This is a genomic window from Polyangium jinanense (assembly GCF_028435365.1).
On record NZ_JAGTJJ010000003.1, the window covers coordinates 435328 to 459525 of the forward strand.

General features: G+C 68.2%; 28 protein-coding genes. 6 read left to right on the forward strand and 22 right to left on the reverse strand.

The features are described 5' to 3' along the window. Positions 1-99 precede the first annotated feature (99 nt). The 5 genes from KEG57_RS10920 to KEG57_RS10940 all read right to left on the reverse strand — a co-directional run bounded on the left by KEG57_RS10920 (position 100) and on the right by KEG57_RS10940 (position 5239). A complete protein-coding gene (locus tag KEG57_RS10920) occupies positions 100-450 on the reverse strand; it encodes a DUF6572 domain-containing protein (RefSeq protein ID WP_272419654.1) in 351 nt (116 codons plus the stop codon). A 183-nt stretch (positions 451-633) separates the two neighbouring features. Next, positions 634-1311, reverse strand: a complete 678-nt coding sequence (locus KEG57_RS10925; protein WP_272419655.1) for a hypothetical protein — start codon at positions 1309-1311, stop codon at positions 634-636. Between the two features lie 462 nt (positions 1312-1773). Then, the gene (locus KEG57_RS10930; RefSeq protein WP_272419657.1) at positions 1774-2637 is read right to left on the reverse strand and encodes an ankyrin repeat domain-containing protein; all 864 of its coding nucleotides are present in this window, start codon (positions 2635-2637) and stop codon (positions 1774-1776) included. 77 nt (positions 2638-2714) lie between these two features. Beyond that, positions 2715-3842 carry a hypothetical protein gene (locus tag KEG57_RS10935; RefSeq protein ID WP_272419659.1) on the reverse strand — a complete coding sequence of 376 codons (1128 nt, stop codon included), beginning with the start codon at positions 3840-3842 and terminating at the stop codon, positions 2715-2717. 125 nt (positions 3843-3967) lie between these two features. Continuing rightward, on the reverse strand, positions 3968-5239 hold the full coding sequence (locus tag KEG57_RS10940; RefSeq protein ID WP_272419660.1) for an oxygenase MpaB family protein: 1272 nt from the start codon (positions 5237-5239) through the stop codon (positions 3968-3970). 46 nt (positions 5240-5285) lie between these two features. Here KEG57_RS10940 and KEG57_RS10945 point away from each other — a divergent pair, with 46 nt between their 5' ends. After that, on the forward strand, positions 5286-5912 hold the full coding sequence (locus KEG57_RS10945) for a TetR/AcrR family transcriptional regulator (protein ID WP_272419662.1): 627 nt from the start codon (positions 5286-5288) through the stop codon (positions 5910-5912). Here KEG57_RS10945 and dapB read toward each other — a convergent pair whose 3' ends face one another. From dapB to KEG57_RS10960, 3 genes are read right to left on the reverse strand one after another with little or no spacing between them, the layout of a single operon-like run. Next, complete coding sequence (dapB, locus tag KEG57_RS10950) at positions 5913-6695, reverse strand: 4-hydroxy-tetrahydrodipicolinate reductase (RefSeq protein WP_272419663.1); 783 nt, start codon at positions 6693-6695, stop codon at positions 5913-5915. After that, positions 6692-7603: a 4-hydroxy-tetrahydrodipicolinate synthase gene (gene dapA / locus KEG57_RS10955; protein ID WP_272458435.1), complete on the reverse strand. Its 912-nt coding sequence runs from the start codon at positions 7601-7603 to the stop codon at positions 6692-6694. The genes dapB and dapA overlap by 4 nt, the downstream gene beginning before the upstream one ends. Then, complete coding sequence (locus KEG57_RS10960; protein ID WP_272419666.1) at positions 7603-7842, reverse strand: hypothetical protein; 240 nt, start codon at positions 7840-7842, stop codon at positions 7603-7605. Before KEG57_RS10960 ends, dapA begins: the two co-directional genes overlap by 1 nt. 29 nt (positions 7843-7871) lie before the next feature. Here KEG57_RS10960 and KEG57_RS10965 point away from each other — a divergent pair, with 29 nt between their 5' ends. From KEG57_RS10965 to KEG57_RS10975, 3 genes are all read left to right on the forward strand, one after another. Further along, complete coding sequence (locus tag KEG57_RS10965) at positions 7872-8108, forward strand: hypothetical protein (RefSeq protein ID WP_272419667.1); 237 nt, start codon at positions 7872-7874, stop codon at positions 8106-8108. A gap of 222 nt (positions 8109-8330) precedes the next feature. After that, entirely contained in the window at positions 8331-8948 is a 618-nt protein-coding gene (locus tag KEG57_RS10970) for a hypothetical protein (RefSeq protein ID WP_272419669.1), read from the forward strand. Between the two features lie 105 nt (positions 8949-9053). Then, positions 9054-9842, forward strand: a complete 789-nt coding sequence (locus tag KEG57_RS10975; protein WP_272419671.1) for an RMD1 family protein — start codon at positions 9054-9056, stop codon at positions 9840-9842. Here KEG57_RS10975 and KEG57_RS10980 read toward each other — a convergent pair whose 3' ends face one another. The 8 genes from KEG57_RS10980 to efp all read right to left on the reverse strand — a co-directional run bounded on the left by KEG57_RS10980 (position 9843) and on the right by efp (position 15353). Further along, a complete protein-coding gene (locus KEG57_RS10980) occupies positions 9843-10310 on the reverse strand; it encodes a hypothetical protein (RefSeq protein WP_272419672.1) in 468 nt (155 codons plus the stop codon). Further along, positions 10307-10615 (reverse strand): hypothetical protein, encoded by a 309-nt coding sequence (locus KEG57_RS10985; RefSeq protein ID WP_272419673.1) that lies wholly within the window; start codon positions 10613-10615, stop codon positions 10307-10309. The genes KEG57_RS10980 and KEG57_RS10985 overlap by 4 nt, the downstream gene beginning before the upstream one ends. Further along, positions 10599-11792 (reverse strand): radical SAM/SPASM domain-containing protein, encoded by a 1194-nt coding sequence (locus KEG57_RS10990; RefSeq protein ID WP_272419674.1) that lies wholly within the window; start codon positions 11790-11792, stop codon positions 10599-10601. The genes KEG57_RS10985 and KEG57_RS10990 overlap by 17 nt, the downstream gene beginning before the upstream one ends. Next, the gene (locus tag KEG57_RS10995; RefSeq protein WP_272419676.1) at positions 11776-12072 is read right to left on the reverse strand and encodes a hypothetical protein; all 297 of its coding nucleotides are present in this window, start codon (positions 12070-12072) and stop codon (positions 11776-11778) included. Before KEG57_RS10995 ends, KEG57_RS10990 begins: the two co-directional genes overlap by 17 nt. After that, the gene (locus tag KEG57_RS11000) at positions 12069-13082 is read right to left on the reverse strand and encodes a hypothetical protein (protein WP_272419677.1); all 1014 of its coding nucleotides are present in this window, start codon (positions 13080-13082) and stop codon (positions 12069-12071) included. Before KEG57_RS11000 ends, KEG57_RS10995 begins: the two co-directional genes overlap by 4 nt. 106 nt (positions 13083-13188) lie before the next feature. Next, a complete protein-coding gene (locus tag KEG57_RS11005; RefSeq protein WP_272419678.1) occupies positions 13189-14199 on the reverse strand; it encodes a hypothetical protein in 1011 nt (336 codons plus the stop codon). 239 nt (positions 14200-14438) lie between these two features. Further along, a complete protein-coding gene (locus KEG57_RS11010; RefSeq protein WP_272419679.1) occupies positions 14439-14681 on the reverse strand; it encodes a DUF5522 domain-containing protein in 243 nt (80 codons plus the stop codon). A gap of 105 nt (positions 14682-14786) precedes the next feature. Beyond that, positions 14787-15353 (reverse strand): elongation factor P, encoded by a 567-nt coding sequence (gene efp / locus KEG57_RS11015; RefSeq protein WP_272419680.1) that lies wholly within the window; start codon positions 15351-15353, stop codon positions 14787-14789. A gap of 103 nt (positions 15354-15456) precedes the next feature. Between efp and KEG57_RS11020 the strand changes: the two genes are divergently transcribed. After that, complete coding sequence (locus tag KEG57_RS11020) at positions 15457-16317, forward strand: tetratricopeptide repeat protein (protein WP_272419681.1); 861 nt, start codon at positions 15457-15459, stop codon at positions 16315-16317. A 52-nt stretch (positions 16318-16369) separates the two neighbouring features. On the opposite strand, the gene KEG57_RS11025 is transcribed toward KEG57_RS11020, so the two are convergent. The 3 genes from KEG57_RS11025 to KEG57_RS11035 all read right to left on the reverse strand — a co-directional run bounded on the left by KEG57_RS11025 (position 16370) and on the right by KEG57_RS11035 (position 19728). Beyond that, entirely contained in the window at positions 16370-16924 is a 555-nt protein-coding gene (locus KEG57_RS11025; protein WP_272419682.1) for a hypothetical protein, read from the reverse strand. Between the two features lies 1 nt (position 16925). Beyond that, the gene (locus tag KEG57_RS11030; protein ID WP_272458436.1) at positions 16926-18287 is read right to left on the reverse strand and encodes an alpha/beta hydrolase; all 1362 of its coding nucleotides are present in this window, start codon (positions 18285-18287) and stop codon (positions 16926-16928) included. 79 nt (positions 18288-18366) lie between these two features. Continuing rightward, positions 18367-19728, reverse strand: a complete 1362-nt coding sequence (locus tag KEG57_RS11035) for a serine/threonine protein kinase (RefSeq protein WP_272419684.1) — start codon at positions 19726-19728, stop codon at positions 18367-18369. Between the two features lie 102 nt (positions 19729-19830). On the opposite strand from KEG57_RS11035, the gene KEG57_RS11040 reads away from it, so the two are divergent. Next, the gene (locus KEG57_RS11040) at positions 19831-21063 is read left to right on the forward strand and encodes a vWA domain-containing protein (RefSeq protein ID WP_272419685.1); all 1233 of its coding nucleotides are present in this window, start codon (positions 19831-19833) and stop codon (positions 21061-21063) included. A gap of 6 nt (positions 21064-21069) precedes the next feature. Here KEG57_RS11040 and KEG57_RS11045 read toward each other — a convergent pair whose 3' ends face one another. Genes KEG57_RS11045 through KEG57_RS11055 form a run of 3 tightly spaced genes read right to left on the reverse strand, consistent with a single transcriptional unit; the run spans position 21070 to position 24182 of the window. Further along, on the reverse strand, positions 21070-21915 hold the full coding sequence (locus tag KEG57_RS11045) for an FYVE zinc finger domain-containing protein (RefSeq protein ID WP_272458437.1): 846 nt from the start codon (positions 21913-21915) through the stop codon (positions 21070-21072). A 51-nt stretch (positions 21916-21966) separates the two neighbouring features. Next, positions 21967-23475 carry a 5-oxoprolinase subunit PxpB gene (gene pxpB / locus KEG57_RS11050; protein ID WP_272458438.1) on the reverse strand — a complete coding sequence of 503 codons (1509 nt, stop codon included), beginning with the start codon at positions 23473-23475 and terminating at the stop codon, positions 21967-21969. Next, the gene (locus KEG57_RS11055) at positions 23472-24182 is read right to left on the reverse strand and encodes a LamB/YcsF family protein (RefSeq protein WP_272458439.1); all 711 of its coding nucleotides are present in this window, start codon (positions 24180-24182) and stop codon (positions 23472-23474) included. Before KEG57_RS11055 ends, pxpB begins: the two co-directional genes overlap by 4 nt. Between the last annotated feature and the right edge of the window lie 16 nt (positions 24183-24198).

Consider the following 24198-nt stretch of genomic DNA (forward strand, 5'->3'; position numbering starts at 1 on the left):
AATGAACGGTGCTTTCATCGAGTGCTCGCAAGGACATCCACGCGTACACCCTACGCCGCCGCCGGCGCCTTGGCACGCTCCAGGGATTCCTTGAAGCTTCTAGCCCGGGACCTCAACCAGCTTGAAGATGAGGTCGATCCCCGCGGCCTTGAACATGGATTTGGCATAGTCAAGAAAATCCTCGCCTTCGCGTGTGACCGCAAATTTGGCAAGAATGTACACCTTGATGGGTGTGGAATGCTCCACTTCGCGCCCGACGTCCTCGGCGAGGCGCTGGAACACCTCCCCACTCTCGATGAACGCGAGAGACGTGTTCAGTTTTTCTTGCAGCAACAGAAGGTGTCGCCGTTCGTCTACCCAATCGAGATCGTCGATGACGGTGAGTCTTACATGACCTGTGCCCTTCTCGATCCCAAGCCAATCCACGACTCTGCTTTGTTCGATGGTCATGGCCGCCTTACTTCCACTTTGGTTGTCCCCGGTTTGCCCTTCCCGACCACAGTTGCGCCCGACTGCGCGATTTCCGGTTGTGCTGCCCTCTGATTCGGTGTCAACGGGCGCTTGGAGAAGGGTGCAAAAGAGCCGCGACGAGCGACAGAACGAAGCGCTCCCCGCGGCTCCTCGTCACGGGCATCAACCCTCGCCCGGCCCGCCCTTCTTCTTCCGCGGCTTCGCGAACCGGCGGAAATACGACTCCACTCGCGCCGCATCATTCGGGAATTTCTTCGTCAGGTCCGCGTGCAGCTTGATTCGCTCCTCCACCCAGCGGCGCTTCACCTCGGGGATCGTCTTTTCCTTCAGGAACGCGAGCTCCTCCTCGACCTTCGTGCACGCGGCGTCCGCCAATTCGACCGCCTCCACGGCGCCGAGCAGCTTGGCGAAGTATTCCTCGTGGAGCGGCTTCATGCCGGGCTTGCCCTTGTCCTCGTCGAGGGCCTTGAGGATATCGCGGACCATCTTGGGCTCGACCTCGCGCGCGTCGGCCTCCGTCACCGAGCGTAGACCTTCGGCGAAATAACGACGATATCGCAGGTCGTCCCGGTTCTTGTCGCACAGATCGAGAAGGCGCAGCTCGAAGGAGCGGACGATCCGATCGACGATACGGTCGCAGCCGGAGATCACGGCCTCGTGCTCCTCGACCGCCTCTTCCAGATCCTCTTGCTCGCGGTGCCTGGCCTTCAGCTCGACCTGCACCACCGCGAAGGCGGCCTCCATTCCCTGGGTCTCGGCGTCCGCCCGGATGGCCGAGAGCGTGAATGCGCCGCGTGTGCGGTATTGATCAGTGGGTGTGTCCTCACGGGGGTTGTCCATCGGCGCAGCGTACGTCCGTTCCACCTGTGATGGCAAGGCTACTAACGAACCGCACGACGCGGAGGACGCAGAGGGTGTTCGGGCGCCGTCCCTGCGTGCAGAGGTCGACGCCGAAGGCGCTCCGTGTCGATCGGAGCGTGCAGGGACGTGCACCGAAGGCCCTTCGCGCCCATCGTGGCGTGCGGGGACGTGCACGAAGGGGGTTCGGTGCACGCCGTGGCGTGCAGGGGCGTGCACCGAGGGGCGTTCGTGTCGTTCCCCGCATGCAGAAGAAGCGTCCGAACACCCGAAGTGCACGGCGTGGCATGCCTTGACACCCCTGGAGCGCGTTCGCAGCGTTCCCCCGGTGCGCTTCGGCCTCGCCCTCCTCCGGGGCCGATCACGTCGGCGACGAATGGGCTCGATATGGCCCATTTTACGGGCGTGGATTCGACGTGCTCTCCGCGAGAGAATGAGGGCCCCTCACGGCAGCGTGATGCCGTGCTGCCGGGCAAGCTGGCGCGGCGTGACATTGCCGAAGCGCTGATCGAGGTTCGCTCCCGCGGCCGCGAGGCGTCGGAAGACCTCGACGTGCTCGGGCCGCGGGAAGAGTCCAGCGAATGCCGTGTGAATCGCGAGGAGGGCGGCCGTTCGCCCCTCACGATCCGGGCGATCGACCGTCGCGCCATGCGCGAGCAAGCGCTCGACTCCGTCGAGACATCCCGCCTTCGAGGCGATGTGCAGCAGAAAATCGTAGCCGGCGGGCGGCTCGATGTCGGCGCCGAATGCAGCGAGGAGGAGGTCGAGGACGGCGAGGGCTTTTTTGCCTTTTCGCGTGACGAATCCGGCCGTCAGGAAGAAGCAGGTGGCGTGCGCGGGGGGTCGGGCGAGCAACGCCTTCACCGCCATGGTGCGGCCGAGCTCGCAGGCGACCTCGAGCGGGGTGACGATCGTGGGGTGGCGTTCGTGGGTGGCGTTGGGATCGGCCCCGGCGTCGAGCAGCGCCTTGATGACGGGCGGGCTTGCGTTCGCCGCGGCGAGGTGGAGCGGCGTGCCGCTCGGCGACGCGAGGTTCACGTCGCCGCCCGCGGCCACGAGCGTCCGGACCATTTTCGCGTCGTTCACGAGGTGGAGCCCAGCCAAACGATCGACGCGGGTCTCGTTGGCCGAAAAGCCCCGTGAAAGGAGCAAATCGAGCGACCGGTGGGCCTTCGCCAACACGGCCATCGGCACGAGCGGCGGGCTGTCTGCGGGGAGGTCGTCGAGGAGCGCGCCGAGGGCGCTCGGATCATCATGACGAAGGGCAGCGGCGAGGGCCTGGGCGGAGCCAGCGGGCGTGATCGTCATACGTCACCGAACCACCCGTGGCTCCGGGCGTCAACGATGCATTCGCGCGAACGGCGATCGCGGAAATGCGACGTTCCTCAGAGCAGATTCGCCGCCGCGAGCGAGAACATCGGGCCGTCCGCGCCGGTCGCTCCGCTCTGGCTCTCCAGCCCTTTGACGAAGAGCGTCCCGGTGCCGACCGCCACGGGGTACTTGTAGACGACGCTGTTGTCGCGCGCGTCGAGCAAGAGCGGCGTCACTGTCTCGCTTTCGAGGTCGTAGGCGAAGATCCCGAAGTTGCCCTCGTAGACGATCTTGTTCTTGAATTTGCACCACGTCATGTCGTGGCCCGGATGATGCGCCTCGGTGAACGTCTTGTTCATCGAGTAGCTGGCCTTGATCTTCTCCGTGATGTTCTCGCGCGTATCCGTGGCCTTGTCGTAGCGGAAGAATTCGCGGTCCTGCGAGTAGACGGCCCCGCCAGGATAAAAATCCGCGCCGCCGGCGCGCTTGTCGTTCTGCACCCATTTCGCCTTGGTATCGGTGAGCTCCGCGAGCCAGAGGCGGCCACCCTCTGCGAACATGAGCGTCGTGCCGTTGACGGCGAAATTGGTGAATTCGCCCATCACGTTGGGCGCGATGAGATCGTCGAGCACGAGCACGTCCGTGGGGTTCGCCTGACCGGGCGTCCACTTTTGAAGGACGAACTTGCCGGTGTCGCCGTTGATCACGGTGACGTAGAGATCGTCGCCCGTGACCGAGTAGGCCCACCATTTCTGGCCGAAGGGCGGGGCGGGCAGCACGAGCTTTCCGCGCGACATTTCGGGCGTCCCGGCCGCGTAGGTGTTCGCGCCGTCGAGCACGTTCATCGAGGCGACCATGGTGCTCGACGCAGCGAAATTGATGTTGTCCACCGGGTTCGGATTCGAGGCGCCCGTGAGGTAGACCTTGAACGTGTAATCGGTGCGCTGCTTCTTGCCATCGTCGAAGCTGCGGAGGAGCGGGTTTCCGCTCCCCACCTCGACCCAGTAGAGGGTATTGCCGGTGGCGAGGAAGTCCTGCGCCGGCGTCTCGATGAAGACCGCACGTTTCGACTCGAGCTCTTCGCGCATCGACTCGAACTCGGCGAGGTCCTCCTCCTGCGTTTGCTCCTTTGCGCCATCGGCGCCGCAGCCGGCGAGGAGGAAGGCCGTGAGGCAGGCAGCGACCATTCGAACATCGTTCATGCGAGACTCCTTCGTCGCGTCGTTTTGGGGGAGGATATGGAATCCCCCCTTGGCGTCAAGGCAGTCTCGTTCCCGGGATGACGCACAATGTCCCATGCTGGCGTGCCAAACCCGTCGTCGGCTGTCTACGCCTCGCTTCGAGGCGGGTAAGGTCGATATGCGGGGGGCTTGCCTTCGAGCGCGCGCTCGACGTTGCGCCGGACCTTGGCTCGGCGGATGCGGATGAGGAGCGCCTCGCCCCCGGGCAGCAGTCGGACGAGCTCGGTCGCAAAGTTCCAGGCCGCGCTCACGAAGACCAAGAATTTCCACAGATTGTTCGGCAATCCGAGCTCGTCTCCCTCGTCGTTGCCGAGCACCAGGCGCGAGAATCCCGCGCGCCATTGCGCGTCGAGGTAGACGAGGGGACGCGGCAGGTCCGGGGTCACCGGCACGGCGAGCAGCGCGGCGGCGAGCTTTCGGCTGTCCTCGTCCCCCGGGGGTTGCGTGCTGCCCGACAGGTAAACGAGCTTGCACGCCTCCTCGAAATCGCGCGGGAGCATGTCGAGGCGTATGCCCATGAGATACCCGACGTAACGCCAGAAGTGCACGAGCGCGTCGGCCTCGCGCCGCGTGATGATGTGCCCCAATGCGCGGAGGCCAATGACGAACACCGCCGAAAAGAGGAGGTTCGTGGCGAGCAGGTCGGCCTGGTTGATCGGCAGGCCCCACGCCTCCATGCGCCAGCGCGGATCGTCCGCGAGCCGCACGCGGACCATGGCGTGCATGAGACGGACCAGAACCACGCCACGAAACCCGGCCGAGTCGCGCGCGAGTGTTCGTGAATCGTACAGGTCGAAGACGAACTTCGAGGTTTCGGCGAGCCGCCGGTACGCCATCGATTCCAGGGCACCCGTGAGCGCGATTGGCTTGTTCGCGGCCGACGAGCGATAGCCGCCGGTCAGGCAGACGCAGCTCAGCACCCGCTCGCCGCTCGTGCCCACGCGATCCGCCGTGCGCGCCGCGAGCGCGAGCTTGTCGTCGTCGACCCATTCCGGCCTGACGTCGAGCTCGGCGAAGAGGGCGACGAGCGGCGCGGGCGCTTCCGGGATGCTGTCGATGCCGTGATCGACGGCGCGCGAAAGCAGCCGATGACCCTCGCCACGCGGGAGCGTGGCGAAGAACCGAACCACGTCGTCCGCGAGGGGATCGCCGTCGAGCAGGGTGTCCCGGAAGCGCGCGATGTGCTCCTCGCTCGGCGGCGGGAGCCGGAACGCTTTGCGGAAGAGCGCGAAGCGCAGGCTCTCCTTCACGCGAGGGTCCTGGAATCGGGTCGGTACGTCGCGGGCGCTCGCGAGGGCGGTCGTCATGCGGATCGTCTCCAGCTCGTGGTTGCCGAAGATCATGATCCGAGCAATCATTCGGATCCGCTCGGATTCTACGATCACGCATCCGCGGCGCGCGCGAATGACCTCGAAAGCCTTTGATCCACAGCCTCGGAAGTGGCCCCGGCAGGGGCGGTCACGGGCCACGTTCGACGCGCTCCTCGATGCGACCGCTCGGATTCTCGAAGACCACGGCTACGAGGAGCTGACGACGAACGCGGTCGCGCAGCGCGCCGGCGCGAGCATCGGGACGCTCTACGAGTATTTCCCCGACCGCGAGACGCTGGTCGCCGTCCTCGTCGAACGCGAAGCGCGTCGGGTGCTCGCGGCGCTGGAGGCGAGCATGGCCTCGCTCCACGACATGCCGCTCGAAGCGGCGATGCGGATCTGGCTCGAGGCCATGTTCGCGGAGCTCGAATCACGCCGGGCCCTCGTGGCCGTGCTGCTGAAGAGCGTGCCGTTCGTGGGTCGGCTTCCGATCGCTTCGGAGTTTCCGGCGCGCCTCGTCGCCATCGCGGCCCGAGGGGGGAGCCATCGGCGCGAGGAGATCGCGCTCGACGATCTCCCTTCGGCCTTTTTCCTGCTGACGAACATGCTCCGCGGGGCGTACCTCGCGATGCTGCTCGAACCACCGGAGGGTTTTTCCCGCAGGGCCCTGCTCGACGACCTGACCGTGTTCGTGATGCGGATGCTCCGCGCGAGGGAATGATCAGCCGAGCACGTCCGCCATCGAATACCGCCCCGCCGGCTTTCCGAACAGATACCGCGCCGCGCGTAGCGCTCCTCGGGCAAACAGGTCCCGGTTCGTCGCCCGATGCGTCAATTCGAGCCGCTCCCCAGGGCCGAGGATGTGCACCGTGTGATCCCCGATCACGTCGCCGCCCCGCACCGCGAAGATGCCGATCTCGTCCGCCGCGCGTGGCCCCACGTTGCCCTCGCGCCCGGTCACGGTTCGCAATCCTTTTCGGGCGTCACGCACCGCGTCCGCGAGCCGCGTCGCCGTCCCGCTCGGCGAATCCACTTTCGCCTTGTGGTGCGTTTCGACAATCTCCACATCGAACCCCGGCCCGAGCCGGCGTACCGCCTCCGCCACGATCTCGGCGAGTACCTGCACGCCGAGGCTCGTATTCGGGGCCCAGAGCACGGGGATCGTCGTGGACACCTCGTCGAGCTTCTTTTCGGTGTCCGCGTCGAGCCGCGTCGTGCCGCTCACGACCGCAATCTTTTGTCGTCGCGCGGCCGTGAGCACGCGGTTCAGGGCCTCGGGGCGGGAAAAATCAATCACCACATCCGCGCCGAGGAGCCCCGCCGCGACGTCGGCGCTGAGCGCCACGCCGAGGGTTCCCGCGCCGGCCACCTCGCCGATGTCGCGCCCGAGGTGGGGCGATTGCGGCGAGGCAATGGCACCGACGATGGAAAAACCCTCCTGCGCGGCGAGGCGTACGATGCTTTGCCCCATGCGCCCCGTGGCGCCCGCAATCGCGAGCTTCACGACGCGGCCTTCGGGAAGTGCGCGTCGAGGTGCGCGAGCGCCTCGGCCACTTTGCGCTGCGTCGCCTCGCTCGCCGGCAGGAGCGGCTGCCTTACCGCGGGCGTCATGCGCCCCATCGCCGCGAGCGCCGCCTTCGCCGGCGCCGGGTTCGGCTCGATGAACATCGCATTGTGGAGCTCGACGAGCGCGAAATGGCAGACCTGCGCGCGCACGAAATCGTTCGCCAGAAGCGCGCGGGTCACTTCGCTGACCTCACGCGGCCTCACGTTCGAGCTCACGCTGATGACCCCGCTCGCGCCGACGGCGCCGAAGGCCAGCGTGAGCGCGTCGTCGCCCGAGAGCACCGTGAGCCTGTCGCCGAGCTTGCGCTTGAGCTCCTGGCAGCGGAGCACGTTGCCCGTCGCGTCCTTCAGCGCGACCACGTTCGGCGCGCGTTCGCAGATCTGCGCCGTCGTCTCCGCCGAGAGGTCGACCACGCACCGGCCCGGGATGTTGTAGAGCACGACGGGGGAGGAGACCGCGCGCGCGACCGCGAGCACGTGCTCGCGCATGCCGTCCTGCGAGGGCTTGTTGTAGTACGGCATCACGATCATCACGGCATCGGCGCCCGCGGCGAGGGCCGCCTTCGACGCGCTGATCGTCTTCTTCGTGGAGAACGATCCCGTCCCGGCCACGACGGGCACGCGTCCCTTCGCGACCTCGACGACACGCTTGATCACGAGGACCTGCTCCTCGTCCGAGAGCGTGGGCGATTCCCCCGTGGTGCCACAAGGCACGAGACCCGAGACGCCTCCCTCGATCTGCGCCTCCACGAGCGCGTCGAGCGCGGCGAGATCGACGGCGTCGCCATCGGCGGTGAACGGCGTGACGAGCGCGGTAAACGTGCCTGAGAACGTGAGGGCTTGCATCAGCGCGCGACCTTGGATGGCTTCGCGAGGCACGTCAAGTTTCCGCGGCCCGGGCCGCACGTCGCGACGAGGACGGACGGAGGAACGAGGAGAAAACGCGGGCAAGGAAGCGGCTTCGGCGAAGGATCACGCGCCGGATCGAGCACGCGAGGGGCGAGGGTTTCGAGGCCTCGCGCGCCGACGCGCTGGACCGGACTCTCGCTCGGGGCGCGGACGCGACCTTGCCAAGCGCGGGGCATGGACGCACGTTCCGGCCATGCAGTCGCTCATGGACAAAGCTCTGATGGGATACGTCGAGCTCCAGGTGGGCTCGCTCAAGGTCGAGGTCCCGATCCGCGCGGCTGGGGAGGCGTCCTCGGCTGAGCCAGCCGCAAGGTTCGAGATGGAGGGCGATTCCTGCGCGATCGTCGTGCGAGGGGACGCGACGTCGAAGCAGGTCGAGCGCGCGATGCACAGGGCAGCGCGGGAGGCCGTGCGCCAGCTGTCGCGAAAGCTGCTCAACTAACGAGAGCATCGAGCGATGCTCGGAAGATCGCGAAGCGATCTTCCCTCGGGGGGTGAATCGGCCGGGCTCTGCCTGGCCGAGAGGGGGACGCGAGGCGTACCCCTCGGTGACGAGCGCACGAGTATTTCGAATACCATGCTAGGCTCGCGCACCGGATGAGCTAGCTGCCCGGCCTCCGGCGGACGGGCGCGGGAGAGCATGGCTTTGGGTCGAACGGCACGAATGGGTGTGGGGCCTCTGTCCCACGGTCGGACCAGAATCGGTGCGTGGGCCTGCGCGGCGGCGCTGGGCGTCGCGACGCTCACGGGGCAGCCGAGCGAAGCCCGAGCCGAGCCGGTCGTCGGGACCGGGAAGGGGATCGTGGGCGGCGCCTTGCTCGGCGGCGAGATCGTCGCGATCACCATGGGTGCCGTCGGCGTGAGCAAGGGCTGGCCGTACCTCGTGTTTCCCCCGCTCGCCGCGGTGGGCGGCGGGATCGGCGGATACTTCATCGAGCAGGCAGCCCCACCAGCCGAGGTGCCGCTTTACATGCTTGCCGGCGGAATGGCGCTCGTGATCCCGACGATCATCGTGACGCTGAACGCCACGCTCTACAAAGCGCCGGAGAACTACCCGAACGAGCCGGTGCAGAACCAGCCCGCGGGAGAGCCAGCGCTGCCGAGGACGAGCAAGCGGCCGATGCATGTGCCGATGTCGTTCGTGGACATGCACGAAGGGCGACTCGCGCTCGGCGTGCCCGCGGTGGAGATCCGCCCGGTGTACACGCCCGAGGAGATCGCGAAGTTCGGGATCGCGCAGGCGCGCGAGGTGAAAATCCCGGTCTTTCAGGCGAGCTTCTGAAAACGGCGGAGCGCCTCGGACGTGTCTCGACGGCACGTTGCGCGGGAGCGTCGAGGCGGGGACACTGAGGCAGGCGGGCGCGCGCGGCGCGGGCCCGAAATCGCCATGTCCCGCATCTATCCGGTCGAAGCCTACTCGTACGCGTCGCGCTTCAACCTGCGTGAGGTCGAGGCCTGGTTGCCGCCCGATTGCGGCATCCGCTCGACGAAGACGCAGCTCGTCGTGTCGCTCGACGGCGACCGGCTCGCCTACCTCTTCGACTTCGGCGCGATCGTGTTCGTGAACGTTCCCGACGCCGAGCGCGAGCGTATCGTCGAGACCTTCAACAAGAAGCTGCCGCAGGAGCCACATCCGCCGCTGCGCGAGAGCTTCCTCATCGAGGTGCGCCCCAGCGCGGCCGTCGAGGTCCGCTTCGATCGGGTCGTCGTGCCCGACGTCGACCCGATCACGCTCGACGTCATCGCTACCGTGATCGCGCAGTCCGTGGCCATCGACTACTACGACGAGGACGTGCAGGCGATCCTGGATCGCGTGGGCGCGGTGGCCGGCGAGGTCGCGCGGGAAGGCCGAACGCTCGGCAGGACGCGGGACTTCGTGCGGTTCGTGGGCACGGCGATGGCGTCGCAGGTCGAGATCATCACGGCGATCTCGCTCCTCGACAAACCCGACCTCACCTGGGAGAACGAGGCCGCCGATCGGCTGCACGACAAGCTGCGGAACAACCTCGAGATCCAGGAGCGGCACAAGGCGCTGGAGATCAAGCTGTCGACGATCCGCGAGACGCTCGGGACGCTGATCGAGTTCAGCCAGACGCGGCGGATGCTGTTCCTCGAAGGCTCGATCGTGGCGCTCATCGTGTTCGAGATCCTGCTCAGTTTGTTGAAGCTCAACTGATCAGAACCGGGCGCGCGTGGCCACGAGGGTGCCGATGACGCACGCTGCGAGCGCGAAAAAAGCCGAGGCCACGTAGCCCGTGCGCGAGGCGCGGCGCAGGGCGCGCGAGGGTGCGTCGTGGCCGTCTGCGCCGGCAGCGAAGAGGGCCGCGAGCGCGAGGCCGGCGAAGACGAGCGCGCCGAAGGAGAGGTGCAGCTTGCGCTCGAAGAGCCAGCCGAGCGAGCGAGAGGCGAGGAAAAGGCGCTGGCGGAGATGGGTGCGGTAGGGGAGGTCGAGCCAGACGCCCGTCGCGAACGTGGCCACGGCGAGGGAGGTCGTCGCCGCGGACGCGAGGTGGATCCAGCGGGAGATGCGCGCATCGTTGCGGAGGCGTACGAGGATGACGGCGAGCGCGACGAGGGCGACGGCCGAGATCCAGGCGAGGACGCCATGGACGAGCGCGACGCGGCGGAGGAGCTCGTGCGTCACGGGACGAGTGCTCCTTGAAGGGCAAGCGCGAGCGCGGCGGCGACGGAGACGCGGCCGAGCCAGACGGCGGCAGCCTCGATCGATCGTGTCGCGAGCGCGTGGCCGCCGAAGATCGCAGCGCCGCCGGCATACGCCGCGAGGAGCGCGCGCCACACGAAGCGGCTGCGATCCGACCAGATGACGATCGCCGGGTCGGGCTCGGGGAACCACACGGACTCGATCAGGCGAAGCGCGACATAGGCGAGCGCCGCCCCCGCGAAGCCAAACGCGAGCGCGACCAGGAGTCGCCTAGGCGCCGTCGGCACGCGGCTCCTTCACGTTTGGGTTTTGCTCTCGCGCGTGGTGCGCGCGGACGCGCGGGCACTCGGGATCGGGGCCGAGCGCGCCGCCGAGGTGCGTCGCGACGACGCGGCATCCGCCCCGGCACACCGAGCGGATCTCGCAGGAACGGCAAGGCTCGGCGTCGTGTGGCGCGCGCCAGGCTTCGAGCGTCGCGTCCGTCGCCCAGGCCGCGCCCGCGCCGCCTTGCCACGCGTCCTCGGCCTGGGCGTCCGCGGCCGGCGCGAAGCTGCACGGCGCGAGGGCGCCGTCGATCCGCACGGCCGCGAGGTAACGCCCCGCCTCGCAGCCGAGCACGCCGAACCGCTCGAGCGCCGCCGCGTCGCGGACGTGGCCCGAGAGGAGCGGTACGAGCGAGCAGTCGACGCGGATCGGGAGGTTCGTCGCGGCGAAGAGCGCTTCGAGCGTGGGTCCGAGGGCATCCACCTGCGCGGGCGAGAGCCGCGTCGCGAGGTACGAGACGTCCGCCGCGCGTCCGGCGGGTTTGTACCGGAGGAGCTGAAGCTCGCGCGCGCCGAGCGACGCGGCCCGTCTCGCCGTCTCGGGGAGCGCGTCGAACGTCTTTCGCGTCAGCACCACGTTGATCCCGAACGGCACGCCCGCCTCCGCGAGCAGCCGCATCGCCCGCTCCGCGACCCGCGCGCCTTCCCAGCCGCGCACCTCGCCGTACGCCGCGCCCTCGCCGTCGTAGCTCACGTTCACCTGCGCGAAGCTTTCGAGCTCCTGCGCGCGCTCGCTCGTCATGCCGATGCCACTCGTGGTCAGCACCGGCACGAGCCCGAAACGCCGCGCCGCGCGGCCGAGCTCGCCGAGATCGGGACGCGCGAGCGGTTCGCCGCCCCCGAACGCCACCGTGAACACGCCCGCCGCCGCGAGCGCCGAGAGCCGCGCCGTGATCACCTCGAACGGCGGGCTCTCGCCGTCGGGCCGCGCGTCGAGGTAACACCCTTTGCACCCGGCCCCGCACCGCGACGTCACCGCGACGTGCGCTTCGAGGGGCCTCGCCCGGCGTGTCGTCTCCGCGTCCTGCCAGACCACGCCGCCCGCGAGCCCGAGCCGCTCCGCCGCGCCGCGACCGATCGCCACGAGCGTGCCGTCGTCGAGCCGCACCCACGCGCCGAAGGGTTCAACGCGCGCCCGCATCGCCCCCCTCGTCGCGCTTTCCATCGCGTTCGCCGCGTCCCTTCTCCTTGCGCTCCTCCGCGCCGCTCCCGAACGCCGCCGCGATCCCCGCCATCACCACGCCCGCGGCCGCGGCCGAGAGAAACAAGAGATCGAGCGCGCTCCCCACCGACGAGCAGTTCGCCCCTGGGCCTCTCCGCACGGCGAGGATCTCGTCCGCCGTGATCGGCCCCGGCCCGATCTCCACCGCGCCTTCCGGATCGCGGCGCGCCTCGTTCCCGTCGTCCCGCTCGTCCCTCACAACCCAAAACTCTCCAGGTAGCCCGCGTTCGCGCCCTCGAGCGACAGGAACGCCGCGGCGAGCACGCCGATCATGCACACGATCGCGCGACCCACCCGCGCGACGGCGCGCCCGTCGCGTGATCCGAGCCGCCACGCTCGTGCCACGACGTCCACGCCGAGCACGCCGAACCCGAGCCACAAAAACGGCCGCACGTCGCCCTCGCCGTGATGCCGGACCAGGATCGCCGCCGCGCCCCCGAGGTAGAGCGCGAACGCCACGGACGAGGGGCGGATCACGGCACGCACGATCGCCTCGGGATCACGGCCCGGCTTCCGGAAGAGCCGCACGATCGACACGGCGAAGACGAGCCCGAGCGCGCCGAGCACGCCCGCCGCGACCCGCGCGATCCTTTCGCGACGCACGAGCCGGCCGATCTCGGCGTACAGGCTCGGAACCAGCTCCGGATACTGCGAGACCGCGCGGTAGGCCGCCGCGAGATCCCCCCGCTCCCGTTCGAGCGCCGCGACCTCGTTCAGCGCGAGCGCGCGCGTGAGCTTGTCCGCCGAGGGATCCTCGATCGCCTGGCCGAGCGCGGCTCGGGCGCGGCTCGGATCGTCGAACCGATGCCAGAACGCCTCGGCCACGATGAGCCGCGCCTCGGCGCGCACGCGGCCGGGCGGGAAGGTCGCGGCGTCACGCTCGAGCGCCTCGATCGTGGCGCGGTCCGGGGCCGGGGTCCGGCGTACGGCTTCGAGGCGCGCGAGGGGCGCGAAGTCCCCCTCGGCGTGGGCGCGGAGGTCGGCGGCGCGCGCGCGGGCCATCCGGGCGAACGGCGCGGAGGGATCGAGCGAAAGGACCGCGTCGTACCCCGCGAGCGCCTCGCCGAACCTGAGCTCGGCCGCCGCTCGTTCGGCTTGCTCGTACGTGGCCTTCGCCTTCGCGCGCGGGTCGGGCGCGGCCGGCTCGGCGGAGGCCACGGAGGCGAGCCCGAGCACGAAGGCGAGCACGCCCGCGCGCAATGTCATCACGAGGGCAGCCTAGCGCGGTTCGTGCTGCTGGAAAAACGCATCGGCCTCCGAACGCACGAGGCGCCCGGAGGCCGATGAACCGATCAGCTCGGGTTTTTCCGGCGAATCAGGGCATGCCGCCCGTGCCGCCCGTGCCGCCCGTGGCCGCGCCGCCGGTACCACCGGCGCCGCCGGTGCCCATCATGCCGCCCGCGCCGCCGGTGCCCATCATGCCGCCCGCGCCGCCGGTGCCCATCATGCCACCCGCGCCGCCGGTACCCATCATGCCGCCCGTGCCACCGGCGCCACCGGCGCCACCGGCACCGCCCATGCCGCCCATGCCGCCCTGGCCGCTGCTGCCGACCTGGCCGAGGCAGAGGCCGACGCCGCCGGGGTACTCAACCGACGTGTCGCACTTCGCGCCGTCGCCGCCGCAGTCCGCGTCGGTGCAGCAGTAGCGCGCGCACTTGTCGCCGTTGCAGGTCTTGCCGCCCTCGCAGAACGGACCATTCGAGGCGTCGCACTCATCGCAGAGCTTGGCGGTGTTCGGCGCCGGCCAGCACTGGTAGCCGCCGCCGCTGTTGATGTCGCACGCCTCGCCCGCGGCCGTGTTGCAGGGCGCGTTCGTGACCGGGTTGCACTTGATCGTCGCGTCGAGCGTGACGCAGGACCCGCCCGAGGCCGCCTCGGCGGGCGCGTTGCACGTCCAGTCCGGCGGCGGCGGGAAGCACTCCGTCTCGCACGAGCCCTGGAGGCACTGGATCAGGTTGTTGTAGTACTGCGGGTCCATCTCCTCGCAGGCGGCTTGGTCCGCGCCCGTGAGGCAGTCGAAGCAGCCGAACGCGCACTCGCTGTTGGCGCACTCGGCGAGCTGCTCACAGCAGTTCGCCTCGGCGCACGTGCCGCACTCGTTCGGGTTGAGCAGGCCCGTGCAGGTCGGGTCGAACGTCGGATCGCACATCCCGCCCGACGACGAGCTCTGCGCGACGGAGCTCGACGAGCTCGACGACGCCGTGGGACCCGCGCCGCCCTCGCCCCCGTTCCCGCCGGTGTTCCCCCCGGGGTTCGTCTCGACGGTACAGGCCCACATCGACAGGGCGCCGAAGCCCGCCATCACGAGGAATCCAATCGTTCGCATCCGAAAAGCTCCTACTTCACCGACAACCGACGTCGCCGGGTCACGAGAGACCTGGGGTTGGCCCCGAGTGCGGGCCTGGCAAACGCGTGGTCGGCAGACGACCGGAGCGTACGCCACTCGTTCGCCCTATATCCGAAATCGCCGTGGGAGCGAAGCGGATGTCGTTGGCTCCGGCCTTTCCTTGCGGGACGAACCGTTGCAGCGTCGCGTTCGTGCGGTGAAACCCGGAAAACGCGGGCCTAAGGTTTGGTCTTTCCCGTGTCCGAAGAGCCTTCGGGCGTGCACACGAGGCAGTCGAGGCCCTGGATTTCGATGGAGACCTTCTGCGCCACGCCGAGCCCGTACGGGCAGTGCCGGCACTTCGAGTGGCAACAGTAACCGCGCTTCAGGTGGTAGACCGACGTGAAGACGACCTTGTGGTCTTCCTTGTAGAAGTCCACGCCTTCGAGAAGCTGGCTGAACTTGGGAAGCGCTTTCGACAAAGCTACCGCCTCACGGGTCCACGTCGCTCGTTCGATCAAAGCACGAACGAGGACGTCACGGTAGCTCTGTCGAAAATCGTGACTCTCGCGCGGGGAGGGACGACTTCAGCGGTTCACGCGCTCGAGGTACTTGCCCTCGGTCGTGTCGACCTTGACCCACTCGCCTTCCTTCACGAAGAGCGGGACGTTGATCACCGCGCCGGTCGAGAGCGTGGCGGGCTTGGTGGCGCCGCTCGCGGTGTCGCCCTTCACGCCCGGCTCGCAGGTCGTGATCTGCAGGACGACGCTCGGCGGAATGTCGACGCCGATCGGCTGCTCGTTGAAGAGCGTCACGTCGACGTTCATGCCGTCGGACAGCCACTGGGCGTCGTCGCCGACCTTGTCGCCGGGGACGGTGATCTGCTCGCCCGTGTTCTGGTCCATGAACACGTAGTCGGAGCCTTCCGGGTAGATGTACTGGAACGTGCGCGTCTCGACGTTCGCCGGCTCGAGCTTCTCGCCCGACTTGAACGTCCGCTCCAGCACGTTGCCGTTTGCCATGTTCTTCAGCTTCACCCGGGTGAAGGCCTGGCCTTTGCCGGGCTTAACGAACTGGAACTCGATGACGGAGAAGGGGTCCTTGCTCCCATCGAGCATCATCTTGAGGCCTTTACGGATGTCGCTCGTGTCCATGCGGGGCGCTTCCTGGTAGCTTGACTTGGGCGCCCCCCTTAGCACAGGCAAGGGGGTGGCGCACAAGGGGCGAGGCGACTACCCCACCCTTCCGACGAAGATCATGGATCAATTCGACGACGAGTTGCGGGAGATCAAGCGTGAGATCGTCGAGTCTCGCGGGCTCATCATCAAGACGAACAACCTGACGAACGCGTTAGCGGCCGACCTCAAGACGATCTCCAAGCGCCAGCTCGGCTTCGAACGGCGGGCTTTCTGGAACAGCGCCAGCGCGAACCTGCTGTTCGTTCTGGTGGTGATCGGCGTCGTCAAGCTCGCCTGGGATGCGCGCATCGACTCCGTTCAAGCCGAAACCAAGCAAGCGAAGGACAAGATCGGAAAGCTCGAGTCCGACGTGAAGGAGATGCAGCGGCGCGCGGACGACCGGACGCGGGCGGAGTCTGCGGCGGCGGCATTCTACGAGCTCGTACGAGCGGGCCGGCGGCAGGAGATCATCGACGGGTTCGAGGCGCTCCGGAAGGAGCCGCTCTCGCGGGCCGAGCTCGCCTTCTTCACGGACGCGGTGGACACGGCGCGGGCCGAGCTCGGCATCAAGAGCTACCAGCTCGGGCTCGATCACCTGCGCACGGGCCGCTGGCACGAGGCGGCCGTCGCGTTCGAGGACGCGATCCGCATGAAGGAGAACGCGGCGCACACGCCGTCGGCGCGGCTCAACCTGGCGCGCGCCTACCGCAAGCTGAACCGGCAGCGCGACGCGATCCCGATGCTGATGCAGCTCTCGGAGGCCTCGCCGGACAAGGAGATCACCGACGACGCGATGTTCCTGCTCTGCGAGTGCCTCGTCGACATCCAGGCCTGGAACGACGCGAAGACCACGCTGCGCGCCTTCATCCGCCGCTTCCCCGACAGCCCGTTCCTGAACGACGCGCGGATGGAGCTCGCGGACATTTCACTCAAACACTGAGGACGGGATCGTTGGAGCAGAAACGATCACCGGGTCGGTGCCCGGCGCATGTTCACTTGCCGCCGCAGGGCGCCAGGATGGCTTCGAACGTGCCGGAGAGGCAGTCCGAGATCATCGAGCACGGCTGGGACAGGCAGGCCGTTAATTTGTCGACCACGCTGTCCTGCGCGAGCTCGAAGCCGTAGCAGTAATCATCCAAAAACGGGTTCCCCTCCATGTTGCACTCCGCGAGCCGCGGGAGGCAGGCCGCGTCGAAGGCCTTCGTCGACGCCGTTTCGGGCATCGTCGGGGCGACGGTCGAGACACAAGAATCGGTCGACGTCATGCAATCGCGCTCGACCAAGCAGGTCTGGGTGGGGGCGACCGCCTCGGCGCGGTAGAGATTCCTGTAGCAAACCCATTGCGCGATGCATTCCTCGACCTGGTTCGGCTCGGGCATCTTGCCGCACGCCGTGTCCCGATCGAAAAGCGCCTGGCAGTGTTTCGAATCATCCGCCGGCTTCTGATCATTGTTCTCCGTCTCCTGCGGATCGTCGCTGCACCCGGGGAGACTCATCGCGGCGACGAACGCGACGCCGATCACTCCAACCATCGTTCGCATCTTCATTTCACAACCCCTTGAACAGATCCATCGGTCGAAATACCCGCGCCCGCCACGCCGCCTCGTTGTGCGGCGCCCCAGCTTCCCACCAGTGGTACACGTCCGTCTGCAGCGTGTAACCCACCGAAACCAGCACATCCCGCATCTGCGCGTTCTCGCAGGCGTTGTCGCCGATCCCCACGTCGTCCTCGATCCCGTCGCCGTCCGTGTCCTTGCATTTGGCCTCATTTTCGGCCTGGCCGAGCGCCGGATCCCCGCCACCCGAATCGAGGTAAAGCACCGTCGCGCGATGACCGTGCATCGCATACCGCTCGATCAGCGTCTCGTTCTTCGACGTCTCGCCCATCTTGCCCCAGCCCATCGTGCCCGAGAGGCTCGCCGCGTACTCGTATTCGTCCGGGAAACGGTCCGCGATGTGGAATGAAATGAGCCCGCCGAGCGACGAGCCCATCGTGCCCACCTTCGGCGGCTCGCCGTAGCGATCCGCGACGAGCTTGCGGACCGTGCCGTTCACGAAATCCGCATACGCATCGCCCTTGCCGCCCCAGGGCTCGACCATGCCGTCCTCGTCGAGATCGATGATGTCGGGCACGTGCGTATATTCATCCATTCGACCGATGCCCGTGTTGTCGATTCCCACGAGCATCATCCCCACAGGCACGCTGCTTTGCAGCATCCAGCCGCCCCACACCGCCTCCGGATCGAACAGGTTTTGCCCGTCGTGCACGTAAAGCACGTGCGTCGCCGTGCCCTCCGGCACCCACACGTTCACCGTGCGCTCCGGCATTTGCGCGTCGCCGATCCCGAAGAATCGATCGAGGTGCGCCACGTTCGGCGCGACCAGGCTCATTTCCCCGTTGTCGTCGTACGTGTACGAGCGCGCCCACGGGTCGGCCTCCCAGATCGTCTTGTTCGTGAACTTGTAGCGGCTGCCCGCCGCGACGTCCTTCAGGTGCAGAAAACGAAAGCCCGCGTTGTCGATCTTCATCGGGCTGCCCACCCAGCCGTCGTGATCACCCGCGACGAGATCCAGGCTCGGGTTCGTCGAGACGAACAGATGCCCGCCCTCCACCCACACGGGCCATCCGTCGCTCGCGGCGTACTTGTCCATCGTGCCTTCGAGGTCCGCGCGGAGCTCGGCGAGCAGGCCGTCGAGGCTCGTCGCGGTCGAACCGCCTTGCCCCACGCCGCCCGTTCCACCTGTTCCGCCCGCGCCGCCGAGGCCGCCGCCGCCTTGCCCGGTTCCTCCCGCGCCTCCGCCGCTCCCGCCGTCCCCGCAGCCGACGATCATCGCCGCGAGCGCGACGAGCGCAGGGAAGAGCCTCCACGACCCGCAGACACGAGCACCCGAGGAACGAGGGTTCGTCATGACGTACCGCCTCCCGAAGTAGCGAACGAGGAGCGGAGTGTGTGCGTGTGGCTCCGCGAAGGCAACGGCCGCGACGGTGTCAGCGGCGCCGTGTTTTGCGTCCCTCGCGCTCCGCTTCCGCGGCTTCTTCCTCAGCGAGGCGCTCGTCCTCGGATACGTCGGCCTGGTCCTTCACATCGACGCGAACCCGTTTTTCCCCGCTCGGATCGTTCACCTCTTGCACCTCGATCCGGGGGCCTTCGTTCTTCAGATCCTGCGCGCGACGGCGGATGATGCCCTTCGCGCGTTCGAGCGATCCGTGCGCCATCTTGCCCGCCTCGTTCACCGCGACGGCCGCCTCGCGGAGCGCCTTGCCGAAGAGGAGCGACAGCATGTTCAGCACGAACGGCGCGATCACGCGCACGCCGAGCAGGACCGCGAGCTGTGCGACCGTGAGCCCGAACAGCAGAAAGCCCGCGATCGGACCGGGGATCAGCTCCGAGCCTGCGTTCTTCTCATACTCTCGCGCCCAGCGTTCTTGCCGCTGCTCCCAGCGCTCGCGCCGCTGTTCCCAGCGCTCGGCTCTTCGCTCGGCTTTTCGCTCTCGCTTCTCCGCTTTGCGCTCGGCCTTCTCCTCGCCCTTCGCCGCGTGTTTGTCCGCCTTCTTCGACGGCGCCTCGCCGAGCTTTTCGAGGAGCGGCGCGAGCCGGTGCGCGCGTTTGTCCGGGTCGGGCTCGAGCATGGCCACGAGCGCGGCCACGAGCGCGGGACGCGCCGAACGACCGAGCGCGGCTTCGACGTCGATGGCGAGGCCTTTGTGCGGCAAATCCTCGGGTTGCATACCCGTGAGCATCGAGACGGCCGTCGCGCCGATCGCGTAGACGTCGGAGGCGGGCATCGCGCGGCCCTGGAACTGCTCGGGCGCCATGAACCCGAACGTGCCGACCACGGTGCTGCCGCCTTCGGGCTTCATCTTGTCGCGCACGGCGCCGAAATCGATCAGGGCAAACGATCCGTCGGGCCTCCGGAGCACGTTGCTCGGCTTGATGTCGCGGTGCACCACGGGCGGCGCGCGGCCGTGCAGGTAGTCGAGGATCGCCGAGGCGTCGCGGAGCAAGCGGATCACGTCGGCCTCGCCGAGCGTCGCGCCGCGCTTCTGCATCGCGGCGAGGCTCTCGCCCTCGATTTTCTGGGTGACGAGGAAGAGCTCGCCGCCCTCTTCGAAGTGCTCGACGTAGCGGGGCAGGCCTGGGTGCGACAGGTTCGCGAGCACACGCGCCTCGCGCTCGGCGAGCTCCACCTCTTTCCAGCTCTTCGCGCCGCGCACGCGGAATCGCTTGATCGCGACGGGCTGGCCTTCCTTCTTGTCGACGGCCTCGAACGTCGCGCCTTGCCCGCCCTCGCCGAGGAGGCGCACGACCGCGTATCGACCCTCGCGCAAGTTCTCCGGTGCGTCGCTCATGAAGTCCGCGGGCAGGGACGATAGCGCAAAAATCGACCTCGGGTGAAGTTTGATTCCGTGGCCTGCTATACGAATTTCCGGACTCGTGATAGGAAGGGAGCCATGCGAGTACGGAAAACGAATTGGCTTGGGATGATCGTGGGCGGTTTGTCGCTCGGGCTTGCGCTCGTAGGGGCGTGTTCGGCGTCGGGCGGGAGCGGGAGCGGCGCGACGGATGGCGCGGGCGCTTCCGGCGCTTCGGGGCAAGGCGGCGCGGGCGCGTCGGGCGGCAATGGGCCCGGCACGGGCGGCAGCGGCGGCGACATTTTCGTCGGGTCGGGCAGCGGCACGGGCGGCGGGCTCCCGGACGCCGATACGTGTGCGAGCGTCTCGTCCGAGGCGACGGCGGGCAAGCAGCCGGCGGATATCATCATCGCGGTCGACACGTCGGGCAGCATGGACGAGGAGATCGCCGAGGTGCAGGCGAACCTGAACAAGTTCGCGCAGCTCATCACGGCGAGCGGGATCGATGTGCACGTCGTGATGATCGCGGACGCGACGATGTGCATCCCCGCGCCGCTCGGAAGCGGGAGCTGCAATGGAATGGACGAGAAACTCCCGGGCTACCGGCACGTCGTGCAGACCGTCGCCAGCACGGACGCGTTCCAGCAGATCCTGAACACGTATCCGCAATGGAAGGACGTGTTGCGGCCGAACGCGGTGAAGACGATCGCCGTCGTGTCGGACGACGACTCGGACATGAGCGCCACGAATTTCAAGAATCAGATGATCGCGCTCGATCCGACGTTTTCGGGCTTCAAGTTCGACGCGATCGTCTCGTTCACGTCGGGCGACCTCTGTCCGCTCGAGTGCGGCTTCTTCGCCTGTCCGAATTGCGCGAACCCCTGCTGCAACAAGGTCTCGCCCGTCTGCGAGCCGCTCTCGGCGGCCGAGGGCAAGGTTTACAAGGAGCTCGTGCAGCAGACGGGCGGCGTGATCGGCGACCTCTGCACCCAGAACTTCGATCCGGTCTTCAACAGCATGGCGACCGCGGTCGTCTCGGAGGTGAAGATCTCCTGCGATTACCCGATCCCGGTTCCGCCCGACGGCACGACGATCGACCCGACGAAGGTCAACGTGGTCTACACGAACAGCAATGGCACGAAGACCACCATTTACAACGTGCCCACGGGCCAGGCCGATTGCGGGAACACGGGCGGCTGGTATTACGATGTGCCCGGGGCGCCCACGAAGATCACGATGTGCCAGAACACCTGTGCCGCGCTCCAGGGCGACGCGGGCGGGAAGGTCGAGGTGCTCTTCGGCTGCGAGACGCAGGTGAAGCCGCCGGAATGAGCGGATTCAATCCTCCGGCGGCGCCCACGCGTGGCGCCGGACCCACGTGCCCACGAGCGTCGATTGCACGACCGCCGCGGTCGTGATCACGACTCCCACGAGATACGGCCCGAAAAACGGGATGAGCCCCACCGTGTAGGCCGCGAGCAGGATGGCCGCCATGCCTGCCGCGGTCGACGCGACGAAGAGCCCCAACAGCTTTCCATAGGCCCCGGGCGAATGCGAGACGATCGCAACCCAGGCGACCGGCCAGAGGCCATTGATGGTGTGCCCGGTCATCGCGATCGCGAGGATCACCGCGGGCGTCACCGCGATCCCCACGAGGGCGAGGGCGAGCGTGAGATATACATTTCCAGGCAGGAGGATCTCCGAGAGGATCGCCGGCCAGAAGCCGCCGAGCACACATACGAGGCCGCGCAGGAACGAAAGGAAAAGATCCCAGCGCGAGGTAAAACTCGCCGAAAAAGGGAGGCCCGGCGCGTCGCGGCCCACGTGCTCCACAATCTGGAAATAGACGGCGGAGAGCGTGCCGAGGTAAATCACGTTGAAAAACGTGGAGACGGAGGCCACCGGGATGGCGGTGAGCCAGTAAGGCACGGAGAGCGCGGCGACGAGGAACAGGCCCTCTTCGTCGAACGGGCGGCGCAAGGCGAGGGCGAAGTCATCGCGTTCGGGGCGCTCGGGCTCGGGCAGGGACCGCGCGAGGGCGCCGCAGCGCGGGCACATCGTCAAAGGCCTCGCGTTTTGCTCCGTGACGAGGCGCTTGAGGCACGGCGTGCAATGAAGCGCGCCGCATTGCGTGCATTCGTGCGTCGCGTTCGTCCCGGGGTGTGTCTGGCAGGGGCCCGCCATCGAAGGAGGAGCGTTTACCCGAATCGGGAAGGAAAGGCAATGTAGAGCGCGTCATGCGCCGCGCACGAAACGCAAGTGCTCCCCAGGGCGCCGCCGCGCGAGCGCGCCGAGCGACGCGCGCCGCACGACGGCGAGGACCGGATACCCGCCCGTCGTCGGATGATCCGGCCCGAGCACGATAGGCGTGCCGTCCGTCGTGACCTGCACGGCGCCGCGGAGCATTGGCACGGGCAGGGCGAGATCGGGCCGATCGCGCGGGATGTTCGCGCCTTCGAGCCTTTGCCCCACCCGGTCGCCGAGACGCGAGACGGTGAACGTGGACGTGAGGAGCACGTCGAGCGCGTCCGCGGGAAAACGGCTCCGGTGCGGGCCTTCGTCGATCACGATCGTGGCGATTTCGTTTTCGACGGCCGGCGTGGAATGGCGCGAAGGCCGCGTGGCGGCGGTTTCCGGATCACCCACGGCCACAACGTCTCGCCGCCGGAGCGCGCGTCCCGCCGCGCCGCCGAGCCGCGCGACGAGCAAGGTCGCTCGCGCGCCGAGCGCCATGGGTACGTCGATCCCGCCGCGCGCCGCGAGATAACGCACGGCGCGGGGGCCTTCCTCCACGCGGAACGATTCTCCATCCGCGAGACGAATGGGCGCCGCGCCGTCCACCGAAAGGATGAGCTCTCCCCGGGCCCGCACGGTCAACGCGCCGAGCGGCACCTCGATCGCGGCCGCATCGGGCGTATTGCCCACGGCCTCGTTCGCGGCCGCGTGCGTCTCCGGATCGAGCGGCCCCGACGGCGGAAGCCCCCGTGCGAGTTGCCCCGCGCGTCCTCCATCCTGCACCGTCGCGCACGCGGGCGCGGCCTCCACGACGAGGGCGCGGGTGGATTGTTCATTGGGGACAACCTCCTTCCGCGCCGGCATCGCCTCCGCCTCGCTCACCGGCTCGAACCGCACCCGATCTCCCGGCGAGAACAGAATCGGCGGATTGCGGCCTGGATCAAAAAGCGCGGCCCCGGGCGCGCGGCCGAGCAGGTTCCAGCCCCCGGGCGAATCGAAAGGATAGATGCCGGTAAACGTCCCCGCGATGCCCACGCTGCCCGCCGCCACGCGTGGCCGCGGCGAGCTCCGGCGCGGCAAAACCAGCCTGGGGTCGATCGGCCCGCAATACCCGAAACCCGGCAGAAACCCGACGAGCTCGACCGTGACCTCACGCTCGGCGTGCAGGCGCACGACCGCCTCCGTCGAGACGCCGAGCGTGCCTGCGACCGCTTCGAGATCCGGCCCATCGTATACCACGGGGATCACGTGCGTTCGTCCGGACACATGTGCCCGTGCCGCGCCGGAGACCGCGGCCTTGATCGTCCGGACAACCTCGTCCGAACACGCGACGTTTGCCAAGACGACCACCCCGCCGCCGACCACCACGTCGCTCCCCGGAAACACCTCGCGCAACGCGGAGGCCGCTGCATGCGTTCGCGCGGCCCGATCCGGCGCGCTCTCCACGCCGAGATCGACGTACACGGCCGATTCCCCGTACGAAAGGACGCTCGTTCCGCCGTCGCTCACGCTCGCCCCCGCGTTTCCAGGAGCCCCGCCGATTCGAGCCCTTCCCGCACGGCCCGCGCAATCGTGAGCGCGCCGGGCGTGTCCCCGTGCACGCAAAGCGTCTCGAACGTGCCCGCGCCCGCGAGCCGCAACGCCTGCGCCCGGGCCGCCGCCGGATCCGTGATCAATGCGCCCGCCTGCGTGCGTGGCACGAGTTTCCCGTCAGGCCCATACGCCCGATCGGCAAATCCCTCCCGCAAATACGCGCGCCTCTCTATCGTCGCGAGCCGGGCGAGCGCGCCCTCGGGCGGACCCATGAGCGCCACCGGAAAACCGAGCCCCGCTTCGATTCCCTCGACCACGGCCGTGGCGATCGCCGGATCCCGCGCCGCATCGTGATAAAGCGCGCCGTGCGGCTTCACGGCCTCGATCGAAATGCCCACCCGAAGCGCCACCCGGGCGAGCGCCTCGACCTGCGACCGCACGGACGACGCGAGCTCTGCGCTCGTCATCACGACGCTCGTCCGGCCAAACCCGGCCCGATCCGGGTACGAAGGATGCGCGGCAAGCCGGGCGCCCGCGCGGCGCGCGAGCTCGCACGCACGTTCCATCGTGGCCTCGTCGCCCGCGTGCCCGCCGCACGCGACGTTGACCATCGTCGCGATCGAATAAAGCTCCTCGGGTTCGCCCGGTAGCTCGCCGAGGTCCACGTTCAGCGATACGGCCATGATTCCCTCACCCTGC

Coding starts and splice junctions, on each gene's coding strand:
- KEG57_RS11040 (WP_272419685.1), top strand. CDS start 19,831: ATGCGAGTACGGAAAACGAATTGGCTTGGGATGATCGTGGGCGGTTTG.
- KEG57_RS11045 (WP_272458437.1), bottom strand. CDS start 21,915: ATGGCGGGCCCCTGCCAGACACACCCCGGGACGAACGCGACGCACGAA.
- efp (WP_272419680.1), bottom strand. CDS start 15,353: ATGGACACGAGCGACATCCGTAAAGGCCTCAAGATGATGCTCGATGGG.
- KEG57_RS10945 (WP_272419662.1), top strand. CDS start 5,286: ATGACCTCGAAAGCCTTTGATCCACAGCCTCGGAAGTGGCCCCGGCAG.
- KEG57_RS10940 (WP_272419660.1), bottom strand. CDS start 5,239: ATGATTGCTCGGATCATGATCTTCGGCAACCACGAGCTGGAGACGATC.
- KEG57_RS11025 (WP_272419682.1), bottom strand. CDS start 16,924: ATGAAGATGCGAACGATGGTTGGAGTGATCGGCGTCGCGTTCGTCGCC.
- KEG57_RS10965 (WP_272419667.1), top strand. CDS start 7,872: ATGGACAAAGCTCTGATGGGATACGTCGAGCTCCAGGTGGGCTCGCTC.
- KEG57_RS10930 (WP_272419657.1), bottom strand. CDS start 2,637: ATGACGATCACGCCCGCTGGCTCCGCCCAGGCCCTCGCCGCTGCCCTT.
- KEG57_RS11055 (WP_272458439.1), bottom strand. CDS start 24,182: ATGGCCGTATCGCTGAACGTGGACCTCGGCGAGCTACCGGGCGAACCC.
- KEG57_RS10970 (WP_272419669.1), top strand. CDS start 8,331: ATGGGTGTGGGGCCTCTGTCCCACGGTCGGACCAGAATCGGTGCGTGG.
- KEG57_RS11030 (WP_272458436.1), bottom strand. CDS start 18,287: ATGACGAACCCTCGTTCCTCGGGTGCTCGTGTCTGCGGGTCGTGGAGG.
- KEG57_RS10990 (WP_272419674.1), bottom strand. CDS start 11,792: ATGCGGGCGCGCGTTGAACCCTTCGGCGCGTGGGTGCGGCTCGACGAC.
- KEG57_RS10920 (WP_272419654.1), bottom strand. CDS start 450: ATGACCATCGAACAAAGCAGAGTCGTGGATTGGCTTGGGATCGAGAAG.
- dapA (WP_272458435.1), bottom strand. CDS start 7,603: ATGCAAGCCCTCACGTTCTCAGGCACGTTTACCGCGCTCGTCACGCCG.
- KEG57_RS11035 (WP_272419684.1), bottom strand. CDS start 19,728: ATGAGCGACGCACCGGAGAACTTGCGCGAGGGTCGATACGCGGTCGTG.
- KEG57_RS10975 (WP_272419671.1), top strand. CDS start 9,054: ATGTCCCGCATCTATCCGGTCGAAGCCTACTCGTACGCGTCGCGCTTC.
- KEG57_RS10960 (WP_272419666.1), bottom strand. CDS start 7,842: ATGCCCCGCGCTTGGCAAGGTCGCGTCCGCGCCCCGAGCGAGAGTCCG.
- KEG57_RS11020 (WP_272419681.1), top strand. CDS start 15,457: ATGGATCAATTCGACGACGAGTTGCGGGAGATCAAGCGTGAGATCGTC.
- KEG57_RS10925 (WP_272419655.1), bottom strand. CDS start 1,311: ATGGACAACCCCCGTGAGGACACACCCACTGATCAATACCGCACACGC.
- KEG57_RS10935 (WP_272419659.1), bottom strand. CDS start 3,842: ATGAACGATGTTCGAATGGTCGCTGCCTGCCTCACGGCCTTCCTCCTC.
- KEG57_RS11005 (WP_272419678.1), bottom strand. CDS start 14,199: ATGCGAACGATTGGATTCCTCGTGATGGCGGGCTTCGGCGCCCTGTCG.